Origin of the sequence: Kineosporia babensis (genome assembly GCF_021129305.1) — a bacterium.
GTDB lineage: Bacteria > Actinomycetota > Actinomycetes > Actinomycetales > Kineosporiaceae > Kineosporia > Kineosporia babensis.
In genome coordinates, this window is record NZ_JAJOMB010000003.1 from 185,418 (window position 1) to 197,915 (window position 12,498).

Here is a 12,498-nt window from a genome sequence, read left to right on the forward strand (position 1 = left end):
GTGGTCCAGGATCGCTGCATGCTCACGAAATTCGCGGTGGCCGACGAAGCGGCCGCCCTCACCGAGTTCTGGTCACAACGGGTGCTGGCCGCGGCCAACGGCAATCTGATCAAGGTGGCGAAGGGAACCCGGTCGACGAACTGGCATGCGCACGACGATCAGGAGGAGACGTTCCTGCTGCTGTCCGGGCGGATGACGATCCAGCTGCGCGACGGGGACGTGCTGCTGACACCCGGTGACCTGCTGGTCATCCCGCGCGGGGTGGAGCACTGCCCCAAGGTCGAGGGCGAGGAGGCCCATTTCCTGCTGATCGGACCGGACGTGACCTCGAACGCGGCCGGTGGCAAGCCGGACTGGAGTCGAAGCACGACCTAGATGATGCGGGGGCCGAAGGTGGCGTGGACGCCGGGCGAGAACAGCACACTGTCCGGCATTCTCGTGGTGAGTTCAGGGAACCCTGCCGCCGCCAGGATCTGATCGTCGATGTGGTCGAGAGTGGCCCGGTGCAGCGGCCACCTCTCATGCTCGTTCGGCCAGTAGTAGCCGGACTGGTGCAGGCCCCAGCGAGCCGTCATCCAGTGTTCCCGGTCGCTGACCTCGTCAGGCGGGATCGGCTCTCCCACGGTCACCGAAATCGTCGAGGCAGCGGCGTTCTGCGCAGTGTGGACGCCGGCCCTGGTCACGGTCCGGCTGCTGGACAACCGCTTCAGCCGTGGACGGCGGACCGTGCTGTACGTCAACCGGTCGCCGTGCCGTTGATACCGCATCGAGGACCACAGGTAGGGCAAGCGAGCAGCCCGGGCAACCAGGACGGGGACCAGCCGCTCGGCGTCCAAACTGACGAAGACGACTCCCCTACGTCCTTTCTCGTCCACGGAGTACAGCCGGACGTTGGTCTCCAGGAAGGTGCCGAAGTACGGGACGCCCGGAGTGCGCAGCAGACCCACGTCGCGCATCTGGAACGGCACCAGCCCCACGTACGTCCGGCCCTCGAACGTGTCTGGGCACACGCCCGGCGGCAGGTAGGCGGCAACCCGAGCCGGTTCGACCGCCCAGTGCAGGAAGGTCAGCTCAGCCCAGGTCTGCGTGAAGACCGTGCGACCCACGCTCCTGAGCGCGAGAGGGCTGACCGGTTCGGGGTCCATCTGCGCAATCCTAGGTTCAAACCTCAGGCCGGCGGGCCCGGCGTCAGCACCTGACGCCGGGCTCCCGATCTCAGCCGAGCGACCCGGCTGAACTGGTCTCGATCGTCCACGCCCGGGCCTGCTCACTCAGCGAAAGTCCCAGGCCGGCCCGGGCGGGCACCACCATCCGGCCTTCCCTCAGCTCGAGGCGCTCGTTCCAGAGCGGCTCGAGCCACTCGAAGTGCTCGACCCAGGAGGTGTGCGGATAGGCAGCCGACAGGTGGACGTGGATCTCCATGGCGAAGTGCGGGGCCAGGCTCACCCCGGCGTGCTCGGCGAGCGCCAGCAGCTTCAGGAACGGGGTGATCCCGCCGACCCGGGGTGCGTCCGGCTGCAGGTAGTCGACCGACCGCAGCCGCAGAAGCTCGGCGTGCTCGGCAACGCTGGTCAGCATCTCCCCCGTGGCGATCGGGGTGTCCAGGGCAGCGGCGAGCTGGGCGTGGCCCTCGGCGTCGTAGGCGTCCAGGGGCTCTTCGATCCACTCCAGCCGAAACTCTTCCAGGGCCCGGCCCATCCGCAGGCCGTCCTGGCGGTTCCACTGCTGGTTGGCGTCCACCATCAGGGTGAAGTCGTCGCCCACGGCCTCGCGGACCGCGGCCACCCGGGCGAGATCAGCCTTCCGGTCGGGCTGGCCGACCTTGAGCTTGATCCCGCCGATCCCGTTGGCGACGGAACGCTGGGTGTTCTCGACGACGGCCTCGATCGGCATGGACAGAAATCCGCCGGAGGTGTTGTAGGCCGCCACCGTATCCCGATGGGCGCCAATCAGTTTCGCCAGCGGCAGGCCGGCCCGCTTGCCCTTGATGTCCCACAGCGCGACGTCGAACGCGGCGATCGCCTGCACGGAGAGTCCGCTGCGGCCGACCGATGCCCCGGCCCAGACCAGCTTGGTCCAGATCCGGGCGATGTCGCTGGGGTCCTCGCCCAGCAGGTTGCCCGCCAGCTCGCGGGCGTGGGCGTACATCCCGGGGCCACCCGCCCGCTTGGAGTAGGCCCAGCCCAGCCCGGTGATACCGGATTCGGTGGTGATCTCGGCGAAGACGAAAGCGATCTCGGTGAGCGGCTTCTGGCGGCCGGTGAAGACTTTTGCGTCGCTGATCGGGTTACCCAGCGGCAGGTAGGCCAGCGAGGTGCGCACCCCGGTGATCCGGTCGCTCGTCGCCTCGCCGGCGCCCAGGTGCAGGCCGGCCAGATCGGGGACGACGGTGCTGGTCTCGAGCGTCATGGGATCTCCTTCGATCGGGATCCTTCGACGCTAGGTCAGGCCGGCGATGCCGGTCCAACATTCGTTCGGCATCGCCCGATGCTGTGACGACATGACCTGCTCACCCTGACGCCGAAGCCGAGAACGGCGATTGCGCCGCAAGCGCCGTTCTCAGCCGCGGGGAAGACTCAGTGCCCGTTGCGCCGGATCTCCGGGGACAGATGCTGCCCCACCCGGTCGACCAGCATGGTCATCTCGTAGCCGACCAGACCGATGTCGGCGGTCGGCGCGGCCAGGACACCCAGCCAGGACCCGTCCGAAACCGCCATCAGAAGCAGGAACCCGCCCTGCATCTCGACCACGGTCTGGATCACCGACCCGGCCGCGAAGAGCGAGGACGCGCCGCTGGTGAGGCTGCCCAGACCGGAGGCGACCGCGGAGAGCTGATCGGCGCGGTCCCTCGGCAGTCCTGCTGAGCTCGCCACCAGGAGCCCGTCGGCCGAGACCACGGCTGCGTGCGCCACGCCTGGTACCCGCTGGGCGAACCCGTCGACCAGCCAGGTGACGTCGGTACCGGTACCCGTGCTCACTGATCTCCTCCTTGTTGTGCGGCAGAACCCTGATGGGCGCCGCCGTCGCTGTGAGTCGTGAAAAGACTCGCCCCGCTCGGACGGAAGTCCGGTACCGGGTGATGCAGTGTCTTACGGGCGCTGGTCAGAGCACGCTGATAGCGGCCCAGACGGGCCCGGATCAGCACCGGATCGGTGTGCTCGGCCCGGTCGGGCAGCCGAGGCCATTCGGTGCGCCTCAGCGGGCCGGCCGGTCCGGTAGCCGTCCGGTCGGGCTTGAAGGAGGCTGGGCCGAGCGGCCTGAGGTAACCGCGCAGGTCGATCATGCGCCGGCCACCGACGCCGCCCAGGCGTACGTCGAGGCCCGGCTCGACGACGAGGGTTGGCTTCCGGTCATCCGTCTTCCTGTTCAGGCCGAGTCGCAAACGGTACTGAGGACGTCTGCCTCAAGCGTGGCAGTGGCGTCGGCCATTCCGAAGCGAGCAAATTGTTATCGCCGTCACTCAGGTCACGGCAGGTGAGTGTGCCCTGATTTTTGACTCCGCACGGGTGTGAGGAACCCGGTCCCCACGGTCGCAGTGCATACGGGATCCTGGCAAGCATGGACCTGCGTTCCGCGGACGGCGCCCGGGTGCGCCTGCGGCCGGTGGGCTACCAGTTACCCGACGCCACCGGCGGCTACGACGCGAACTGGCTGATCATCGGGGGCACCGTCGACCTGGCGAACGGCCGCACCTGGACCTTCACCGATCCCGCCCTGCTGACCTGGGAGGCCCGCGAGCTCGGCGACTGGCTGGCCGAGGCCGCCCACGGACGGGTCGAGGTGGTTACGGACGATCAGGCGGCCGCCCTGCCGGACGACGACGCGTCCCACGACGCAGCGGCCATCTTCATCGAGCCCAACCTGGCGTTCAGCGTGGCCGGGTACGCGGGAACCGCACCGCACGGCGTGGACGGCACGGTGTCACTGCGGGTGCACATGGCGTACGAGTCCGCACCGGACTGGGCCGAGGACATCATCGTCGAGCTCACCTGCCCTCGGGAGATGGTGCTCCGGGCCGCCCAGGACTGGAACGCCCAGCTGGCGGCGTTTCCGCGGAAGGTCCCGTGATCGCAACCCCTCGCCTTGGTGCGGTGAGCGCCCAGCGTGCGCAGCCACGTCCCCCATCGTTCAGTGGCTGCTCAGCACGATGATCCGGTCGTCGTCGCCGAGCTCGACGGCCGTGCTCTTCGTCGGGTTGAGCACCACCCCGAAGGCCTGGTCCTGGTCGTGCGCGTTGCGGGCCAGCCGGTACCCGACCGCGATCTCGGTGCGCCGCCGGGCGGCTTCGGAGACCACCCCGAACGGCATCTCGCCGGGCTCCACGTAGTCGGCGGCCGGCTTCAGGTACAGCTCATGCCCCTGCGCGGTGAAGAGCTCGTCGAACACGGCTACCAGGTAAGGGTTCTCGGCGACCTGCGAGACCATCAGCGAGACCAGCATGTTGCTGACGATGAAGTCGTCGGGCTCGGCGACCCGGGCCAGGTTGCGGCTCTGGATCTCCAGGATCTCGCTGGTGGTCGGGATGCTGTCGGTGTGCCGCTCCATGTCCCGCAGGTTGAGCAGGGCCACGGTGGTGCGGGCGTCGGTCATCTCCTGGGTGCGGCCCTCGGTCTCGGACAGCACCAGCACATTGGTGAAGCTGGGCACGTTCAGCGAGTCGAGAACCCCGCGGTCGGTGATGTCGCCGACCTGAGCGCTGACTTCCAGGTTCTGCAACTGCCCGGCGACGTCGTCCAGAACCACGGACGGGTCGGCCTCACCGACGACGTGGGTCTGGCTGCCCGGAGCCACGTAGGCGTCGAGTTCGCGCAGCACGACCGGGAGCCGGGAGCTCATGCCGAGGATCAGCGTACGCTCGGGACTTGCGGCGCGGGTGGAGGTTCCGGGGATGATCGCGCTGTCGTCGGCCACCGGCCGGCCGTCAAGAACGATCGTGTCGTCGTCCTCGGTGATCGCGATGACCTGGTCGCCCTTCTCGAAGGCCCGGCCGAACGGCGGCGGCACCAGGATCTCCCCCGCCGCGGTGCGCACCCCGATCAGGCTCGAGGTGTCGTAGCGGCCGATCGCCTCGTCGAAGGTGGTGCCGGTCAGCTCCGGCTGCAGGCTCATGTAGATCTCCTGGCCCGCGAAGTCGAGCAGTTCGCTGTAGACCGCCGACAGCCCCGGCTGCCGCCCGGTCTGCACCAGCAGGCGGCTGATCAGCGGGCCGGTCAGGATCAGGGCCGCATCCGCGCCGACGGCCATCCGGGCGACCGCCTCGTTGCGCGGGTCGAGCAGCTCGGCGACGATGTGCAGCGGCTTGGTGTCGTTGGACTTGGACAGCGCCAGAAGGGTTTTGATCACCCGGGTGTCCGCTTCGCTGATCGCGCTGTGCGAGCCGTCGGGCTGGTACTCGGGCGACAGCACGATCACGGCCTTGGAGTGCTCCAGGGCGACCAGGCCGAGCGCCTCCATCGACATCGGGCTGCCCGCGCGGGTGACCACGCGCAGCCGCCGGCCGTCCAGCTCGTAGAGCGTGTCCAGCAGGGCGGCGATCTCGGCGTCCATCTCGACCTTGTCCCGGTCGGCGAGGACGACCACGCAGGCGTTGCGCTGGTTGCGGTTGGCCTCGGCGAGCTCACCGATCAGGGTGAGGATCTTCTGGTCCCAGCCCAGGATCACGGTGTGGCCGCGCTCGACCACCGGGCTGGCCCCGCGCCGCAGGCCGTCGAGCTGATCGCCGAAAGCCTGGGTCAGCACACCGATCAGGCCGGACAGCACGAAGATGCCACCGATCGTGACGATCAGCATGATGGTCAGGTAGCCCCAGTCGTACCCGTCACCGGCGATGGTGCCCGGGTCCAGGGAGTGCATCAGAGCCTGCCAGACGATCCGGCCGAACGAGTCGGACTTGCTGCCCTCGGGCTGGGCCCCGAAGAGGATCGTGGCCGCGGCCGCGATCAGGACGAGCACTACCGTGACACCGGCCAGCAGACCGATCTGGGCACCCAGTCCGCGGGCCATGACATTGTCGAACCGGTAGCGCCAACTCGCTCTGAAACTCACGGGCCCGACCCTATCGATTGCCGCAATTCGGCACCATTCACCGTGATCTTGACCGAGCGGCCGAGGACTGCGGGGCGAGTGCTCTCAGGAAGGCTGCCGTTTCGCGTAGGTCGCGGCGAGCTCCCGGACCTCCACGCTGGCCTGGACCTCGGGCGCCAGGTCCTGGGTGAGGGTCTTGAGCAGCAGATCCGCCAGTTCCTGCCGGGTCTCGGCCGACCGGCCGGCCAGGAGCCGCAGTTCGGCGTGGACGAAGGTGAGCTCGGGGCTGTCCTGGCCGACCAGATCCTGCTCCACCTGGACGAGGCGGGACTTCAGGTCGGTCGGCTTCCTCACCTGGCCGGACTCCAGCAGGGCCTGGTGGGCGTCCCGGATCAGGCGGTCTCGGACCGAGGCGGACAGTCGCGCCCCACACTCGATGATCAGATGCGGCATATTCGCAGCATACGACGTAACGCCTTACCCGAAGGCAGAATTCGAGGACACGACCTAGCGGCGGCCGACCCACTGCAGGTACTCCCGCACGTGCAGGTCGATGAACTCCTCGTCGAGCGGGCGGTGGCTGACCAGGTAGCGGTAGTAGATCGGCGAGCCCAGCAGCTCGGCGGCGTGTGCCAGCGGCAGGTCGTGCCGGGCCTCACCGCGGGCCACGGCGGTGGCCAGGGCCTGCTCGACCACTGCGCGGCGGCGGATCAGCCATTCCGTGGCGACCTCGCTGACCTCCGGATCGTTGCGGTCGGCGTTGACCAGGTAGCGGAAGGCCGGGCCGACCGGGGTGTCCTGCAGCACGTGGACCAGGTTGCGGGTGAGGTGCTCGGCGTCGGCCCGTAGCGAGACGTGCTGCGGGGCCGGTGCCAGCCGGTCCATCTGCACCGCGATGGTGGCCAGGATGAGGGCTTCCTTGCTGGGCCAGCGCCGGTACACGGTGGCCGAGCTGACTCCGCAGCGGGCCACCACCGCGCGAATGGTGAACTGCTCCACGCCGGCTTCGGCCAGCACCTCGATCGCCGCGCGCAGGATCGACTCGGTGGTCTCCGGGCTCATCGGCCGGCCGCCCGCACCGGCGCTCTGCCGGCCGAGGGTCGGGGCGCTCGGCGCACTGCCGGGCGCGGCCGTCGGCTCAGGACTGGGCACGGGTCTCCTCGGTCTGCCTCAGCGAATCGGTATGGCTCAGCGAATCGGTATGGCTCAGCGAATCGGTATGGCTCAGCGAATCGGTATGGCTCAGCGAATCGGTCTGGCTCAGGGCGTTGAGCGGGTGGTGCGACTGCCCGGCCGCGGTGCGCAACGCCGCCAGCGTCGCCTCGACGGCCTGCGAGCTGGCGGCCCGGGATGACTTGATTGCACTGATGGTACGGGTTGCCACCGGCTCGACCGGAACGCCGACGACTTCCGGCCCGGCGATGATCGGCAGCACCATCTCCGGCACCAGGGCCACCCCGATCCGGGCGGCCACGCTGCGGGCGATCACCAGGTGGTCGTCGGTCTGGAACGTGATGTCGGGCACGAATCCGGTGCTTTCACAGAGGCGTAACAAGTGGGACCGGCACTGCGGGCAGCCCGCGATCCAGTACTCCTCGGCCAGTTCGGCCAGCGGCACCGAGTCCGCGCCCGCGAGCCGGTGACCGGCGGGAACCACGGCCACGAGCCGGTCCTGCATCAGCACGACCCGCTCGCCGAGACCGGTGGCGGCCGGGGCCGGGTCGTCCGGGTACTCGAACACCACGGCCAGATCGCATTCCTCGTCGGCCAGCCGGGCCAGCGCGGCCGGCGGTTCCAGGTCCACCACCGAGAAGGTCAGACCGGGCTGGCTCTCCCGCAGATCGCGCAGCGCCAACGGCAGGATCGTGGCCGCTGCGCTGGGGAAGCAGGCGATCCGGACCGAGCCGCGGGCCAGGCCGACCACCGTCGTGACCTCGACCTCGGCCCGCCGGATCGACTCCAGCACCGGACGGATGTGGCCGGCCGCCGCTCGGCCCGCCTCGGTCAGGCGCACCCCCGACGACGTGCGCACCAGCAGCGGCGCCCCCACCCGGCGCTCCAGAGCGGCGAAGGCCTGGGAGACGGCGGGCTGGCTCATGCCCAGGGCACGGGCGGCCCCGGAGAGCGAGCCGGTGCGCAGCACCTCGTCGAGCACGCGGAAGTCACGGACGTCGAACATGCCCACACCCTCTCAGCCATAAGCATTACTTAGAAGCCCCGCGGTCTGGTTACACAGAACCGTTACACGCAGAAACAGAACCGCCGTTTTCGTTTCGTAGGGTCTTGCTCACTCGATCTAGCATGTCAGCCGCACATCGAGTACAAACTTGGTGATCGCTCAGTCCGGAGATACGAAAGGGTCGTTGTGCTAACTGTCGAAACCCCGGCACCACGCCCCCTCCGGTGTGCATCGTCTGAGGTTATGGGCCTCTCCCGGAAGGAAGGCAGCTGGTGAGCGCCTCGTCGCTCCGGGTCGGGGTGGACGTGGGTGGCACGTTCACCGATGTCGTCCTGCACGACGAGCACCGCCGCTGGTGGGTGCACAAACTGCCGACCAGCACGCACGACCCGGCCGAGGCGATCCTGGCCGGAGTGCTGGCCGTCATCGCGAAGGCCGGCCGCCAGGCGTCCGAGCTGGGCGCACTGCTGCACGGGACCACCGTGGCCACCAACCTGCTGATCGAGCGGGACGGCTCCAAGGTCGGCGTGGTGACCACCGAGGGTTTCGCCGACGTGCTCCACATCGCCCGCAAGAAGCGTCCGCTCAATTTCTCCAGCTACCTCGACGTGCCCTGGCAGTCCGACCCGATTGCCCGCCGCGGCCTGCGCGAGCAGGTCCGCGAGCGCGTCGACACGCGCACCGGCGCCGTTCTCGAACCCCTGATTGAGGACGATGTGCGCGCCGCCGGGCGACGGTTGCGGGAGCAGGGGGTGGAGTCGGTAGCGGTCTGCTTCCTGGCCTCGTTCGCCAACCCCGAGCACGAGAACCGCGCCCGCGCGCTGCTGGAGCAGGAGCTGCCCGGCGTGTTCGTGACCACCAGCACCGAGTGCACCCCGCTGTACCGCGAGTACGAGCGCTTCAACACCGCCGCGGTCAACGCCTACGTCGGCCCGCGCACCGGTACCTACCTCAGGAACCTGACCGAAGCCGTTGCTGCCGAGGGAATCCACGCAGGGGTACGGCTGATGTCTTCCGGCGGCGGCACGATCTCCGCCGAGGTGGCGGCCCGTCAGCCCGTGCAGTTGCTGATGAGCGGCCCGGCAGCCGGGGTCATCGCGGGGCGGCGTACCGGTCAGGACGTCGGCCGTCCCAACGTGATCACGCTGGACGTGGGCGGTACGTCGACCGACATCGGCGTGGTTCCCGGTGGCGAGCTGCGCTACAAGCACTTGCTGGACACCCGGATCTGCGGTGAGTCACTGATGGTCTCGATGCTCGACGTGGAGACGATCGGCGCGGGCGGCGGCAGCATCGCCTCGGTGAAGCAGGCCGGCGGCTCGTCCGTGCTGTCGGTCGGCCCCCGCAGCGCCGGCGCTTACCCCGGCCCGGCGTGCTACGGCCGGGGCGGGACCGAGCCCACGGCCTCCGATGCCATGGCGGTGCTCGGCTGGCTGCGCCCGGAGACGTTCGCCGGCGGCGCGATGACGCTGGACCTGGAGGCCGCGCAGAAGGCCGTAGCCACGCTGGGTTTCGCAGACACCGCCACGGCCGCCGCGGGCATTGTGACCGTGCTGGTCAACGCCATGGCCTCGACCACCCGAATCCTGTCCGAGCGCAAGGGCCTGGACCCGCGCGACTACGCGATCGTGGCCCAGGGCGGTGCCGGTCCGGCGTTCGGCTGCGCGGTGGCCGAAGCGCTGGGCGCCGACAGTGTCCTGATCCCGGCCCATCCGGGTCTGGCCTCGGCGTTCGGGCTGCTGGGCAGCGACCTGCGCTACGAAGTCCAGGCGACCGTGTGGCAGCGCCAGGGCGAGGCCGACCTGACCAAGCTGGCGAAAACTCTTGCTGAGCTGGAGAACCAGGCGCACGCCTCGCTGGACGCCGACCAGGTTCCCGCCGAGCTGAAGCAGATCGAGCGCTCGGCCGACGTGCGTTACGCCGGGCAGGGGTACGAGCTGCGGGTGCCCGCCCCGGACGGCGAGGTGGACGCGGCCTGGATGGGTGAGGTGGCCAAGGCCTTCCACCTGCGTCACCAGCAGACCTACGGCCGGAGCTTCCCGGAGCAGGAGGTGCAGGTGGTCAACCTCTGCGTGGCCGGGGTCGGCAAGGTCGCGGCCCACACGGCCCCGCAAACCGCCGGCTCAAAGCTTGACCTCGCACCCGCCCTCCCACCCGGGGCAACACGACACGCCGAAGCGAAGGTTGAGACGGGTGCAGCGCCGGTTGCCGCCGCAGCAGCCGCCCAGCCGCCGACCACCGATCAAAGGACGCCCGCCCCGGCCACCACGGTCAACGCCACCTGGTGGGTGGACGGCTCCGCAGTAAGCCTGCCCACCGCCGTGCACAACCGCGACGAGCTCGAGCCCGGCGACCTGATCACCGGCCCGGCCCTGGTCGAGCAGATGGACTCCACCGTCGTCGTCCCGCCCGGCTTCGCCGGTCCGGTCCACCCTGATGGCACACTCGAACTGCGGCTCTCCCCCGGCCCGCACCAGACCGAGGGGAAGCACGCATGAGCAAGAACCTGGTTCCGACCCTGCCCGGCACCGATCTGTACTGCACCTCCCCCGGCGCGTACACCGAGCGGTACTGGGCCCCGGTCGATCTGGACCCGATCACCCTGTCCGTGATCGGCGGCGCGCTCGACGCCACGGCCAAGGAGATGGCCCAGGTCCTGTACCGGATGTCGTACTCCACCCTGATCCGGGAGTCCGAGGACCTGGGCGCCGGGCTGTTCGACATCGTGGGCCGGGAGTTCTGCGAGTCCGACTCCACCCCGATGCACATCGGCTCACTGCCCGGTTACATCCGCGGGATCAACCGCAAGCTTGCGGGCACGTACCAGCCCGGCGACGTCATCCTGCACAACGACCCGTACCACGGCGCCGCGCACTCCCCCGACTACGGCGTTCTCATCCCGATCTTCCACGAGGGCCGGCATGTGGCCTTCGCCGCGGCCACCGGGCATCTCAGCGATGTCGGTGGTGCCTCTCCCGGGCTGAGCGTGGACGCGATCGACGTGTACGCCGAGGGCAAGATCCTGGACTCGGTGCGGCTGGAGCGGGCCGGTGTCCGTAACGAGGATCTGTGGGAGCACGTGCTGGGCAACGTGCGCGCCCCCAGCCAGAACGCGGGTGACATCGAGGCGATGATCTCGTGCTGCCGGCTGGGCGTCCGGCGCTGGGAGGAACTGGTCGCGAAGTACGGCTTCGACACGGTGATGAGCGCGGCCGAGGCCTGGATGGACCACTCCGAGTCCAAGCTCCGGCAGGCGATCAGCGCGGTGCCGGACGGCGTGTACCAGGCACCCGCGGGCTTCCTGGACGACGACGGCAAGAACCGGGGTGTGCCGGTCCGGATCGCCACCAGCGTCCAGGTCCGGGGCGACGAGATCATCATCGACCTGACCGGCAGCAACGAGGCGGTCAACACCGCGATCAACGCCCCGCTGGAGGGCAGTGTGCTGCCGACGGTGAACTTCGCCGTGCGCACCCTGCTGCTGGACGAGGCGATCACCGGTGAGGCGGTCCCGCAGAACGACGGCATCTTCCGGGCGGTGAAGCTGCGGGTTCCGGTCGGCACGATCTACAACCCCTCGTTCCCGCACGCCTGCTCCAGCCGGTTCCCGGTGATCAACCGGATCCCCGACCAGGTCAACCTGGCCCTGGCCGAGGTCCTGCCGAACCACGTCACCGGCGGCAACTCGGCCTCGCTGCAGGCGCTTTCGTACAGCGGCTACGACCCGGCCACCGGCGAGTACTGGATCTACGTCGAGGTGGCCGAGGGCTCGTACGGCGGGCGCAGCGGCAAGGACGGGCTGGACTCGATCGACAACCTGATGTCGAACACCCGCAACACCCCGATCGAAGAGGTCGAGCTGCGGCTGCCGATGCGCAGCCACGGCTACGGCCTGCGCCCCGAACCGGCCGCGCGTGGTCAGTGGCGCGGTGGTCTGGGCACCCGGCGGGTGTGGGAGTTCCTGGCCCCGGTGATCGTCAGCGCCTCCGGCGACTTCCGCACCGATCCGCCCCGCGGCATCTTCGGCGGCGAGGACGGCCGCCGCGGGCGGATCATCGTCGACCACGGCACTCCGAACGAGCGTGAGCTGAACTCCAAGTTCGCCGGATTGAGCCTGCCCGCCGAGACCGTGCTGACCATCGAGGTCCCCAACGGCGCCGGCTACGGCGATCCCGCCCGACGCGACGAAACCGCCCGCCAGAACGACATCTTCGACGGCTTCGCCCCGACCGACCCGGAAACCGGCGGCCGGGGAACACCGGCGCCCACAACGTCTCCCATTTCGCACTGAACTC

At 69.4% G+C, this 12,498-nt stretch carries 12 protein-coding genes; 4 read left to right on the top strand and 8 right to left on the bottom strand.

From position 1 onward, the window contains the following. Window positions 1–18 precede the first annotated feature (18 nt). A complete protein-coding gene (locus LR394_RS06725; RefSeq protein ID WP_231439588.1) occupies window positions 19–375 on the top strand; it encodes a cupin domain-containing protein in 357 nt (118 codons plus the stop codon). On the opposite strand, the gene LR394_RS06730 is transcribed toward LR394_RS06725, so the two are convergent. From LR394_RS06730 to LR394_RS06745, 4 genes are all read right to left on the bottom strand, one after another. Beyond that, window positions 372–1,145 (bottom strand): YqjF family protein, encoded by a 774-nt coding sequence (locus tag LR394_RS06730; protein WP_231439590.1) that lies wholly within the window; start codon window positions 1,143–1,145, stop codon window positions 372–374. The two genes, LR394_RS06725 and LR394_RS06730, sit on opposite strands and share 4 nt — an antisense overlap. Before the next feature lie 70 nt (window positions 1,146–1,215). Then, window positions 1,216–2,409: an L-talarate/galactarate dehydratase gene (locus LR394_RS06735; RefSeq protein ID WP_269328772.1), complete on the bottom strand. Its 1,194-nt coding sequence runs from the start codon at window positions 2,407–2,409 to the stop codon at window positions 1,216–1,218. A gap of 167 nt (window positions 2,410–2,576) precedes the next feature. Then, entirely contained in the window at window positions 2,577–2,978 is a 402-nt protein-coding gene (locus LR394_RS06740; RefSeq protein ID WP_407936993.1) for a roadblock/LC7 domain-containing protein, read from the bottom strand. Beyond that, entirely contained in the window at window positions 2,975–3,283 is a 309-nt protein-coding gene (locus LR394_RS06745; protein ID WP_231439592.1) for a hypothetical protein, read from the bottom strand. The genes LR394_RS06740 and LR394_RS06745 overlap by 4 nt, the downstream gene beginning before the upstream one ends. Before the next feature lie 275 nt (window positions 3,284–3,558). Here LR394_RS06745 and LR394_RS06750 point away from each other — a divergent pair, with 275 nt between their 5' ends. Beyond that, window positions 3,559–4,068, top strand: coding sequence for a WapI family immunity protein (locus LR394_RS06750; protein ID WP_231439595.1), 510 nt, complete (start codon window positions 3,559–3,561; stop codon window positions 4,066–4,068). Between the two features lie 60 nt (window positions 4,069–4,128). Here LR394_RS06750 and LR394_RS42735 read toward each other — a convergent pair whose 3' ends face one another. The 4 genes from LR394_RS42735 to LR394_RS06770 all read right to left on the bottom strand — a co-directional run bounded on the left by LR394_RS42735 (window position 4,129) and on the right by LR394_RS06770 (window position 8,203). Further along, window positions 4,129–6,045: a CASTOR/POLLUX-related putative ion channel gene (locus LR394_RS42735; protein ID WP_231439596.1), complete on the bottom strand. Its 1,917-nt coding sequence runs from the start codon at window positions 6,043–6,045 to the stop codon at window positions 4,129–4,131. A gap of 84 nt (window positions 6,046–6,129) precedes the next feature. Then, a complete protein-coding gene (locus LR394_RS06760) occupies window positions 6,130–6,477 on the bottom strand; it encodes a 5-carboxymethyl-2-hydroxymuconate Delta-isomerase (RefSeq protein ID WP_231439598.1) in 348 nt (115 codons plus the stop codon). 54 nt (window positions 6,478–6,531) lie between these two features. Continuing rightward, entirely contained in the window at window positions 6,532–7,176 is a 645-nt protein-coding gene (locus LR394_RS06765; protein WP_231439600.1) for a TetR/AcrR family transcriptional regulator, read from the bottom strand. Then, on the bottom strand, window positions 7,163–8,203 hold the full coding sequence (locus tag LR394_RS06770; RefSeq protein WP_231439602.1) for a LysR family transcriptional regulator: 1,041 nt from the start codon (window positions 8,201–8,203) through the stop codon (window positions 7,163–7,165). Before LR394_RS06770 ends, LR394_RS06765 begins: the two co-directional genes overlap by 14 nt. Before the next feature lie 272 nt (window positions 8,204–8,475). Here LR394_RS06770 and LR394_RS06775 point away from each other — a divergent pair, with 272 nt between their 5' ends. Together LR394_RS06775 and LR394_RS06780 are read left to right on the top strand one after the other, a co-directional pair. Continuing rightward, a complete protein-coding gene (locus tag LR394_RS06775; RefSeq protein ID WP_231439604.1) occupies window positions 8,476–10,701 on the top strand; it encodes a hydantoinase/oxoprolinase family protein in 2,226 nt (741 codons plus the stop codon). Continuing rightward, window positions 10,698–12,494 (top strand): hydantoinase B/oxoprolinase family protein, encoded by a 1,797-nt coding sequence (locus LR394_RS06780; RefSeq protein WP_231439606.1) that lies wholly within the window; start codon window positions 10,698–10,700, stop codon window positions 12,492–12,494. Before LR394_RS06775 ends, LR394_RS06780 begins: the two co-directional genes overlap by 4 nt. The last annotated feature ends 4 nt before the right edge of the window (window positions 12,495–12,498 follow it).

Bases quoted from the DNA above. Each gene is read 5' to 3' on its own strand.
- LR394_RS06735 (WP_269328772.1), bottom strand. From the start codon at position 2,409: ATGACGCTCGAGACCAGCACCGTCGTCCCCGATCTGGCCGGCCTGCAC.
- LR394_RS06730 (WP_231439590.1), bottom strand. From the start codon at position 1,145: ATGGACCCCGAACCGGTCAGCCCTCTCGCGCTCAGGAGCGTGGGTCGC.
- LR394_RS06770 (WP_231439602.1), bottom strand. From the start codon at position 8,203: ATGTTCGACGTCCGTGACTTCCGCGTGCTCGACGAGGTGCTGCGCACC.
- LR394_RS06760 (WP_231439598.1), bottom strand. From the start codon at position 6,477: ATGCCGCATCTGATCATCGAGTGTGGGGCGCGACTGTCCGCCTCGGTC.
- LR394_RS06750 (WP_231439595.1), top strand. From the start codon at position 3,559: ATGGACCTGCGTTCCGCGGACGGCGCCCGGGTGCGCCTGCGGCCGGTG.
- LR394_RS06725 (WP_231439588.1), top strand. From the start codon at position 19: ATGCTCACGAAATTCGCGGTGGCCGACGAAGCGGCCGCCCTCACCGAG.
- LR394_RS06780 (WP_231439606.1), top strand. From the start codon at position 10,698: ATGAGCAAGAACCTGGTTCCGACCCTGCCCGGCACCGATCTGTACTGC.
- LR394_RS06745 (WP_231439592.1), bottom strand. From the start codon at position 3,283: ATGATCGACCTGCGCGGTTACCTCAGGCCGCTCGGCCCAGCCTCCTTC.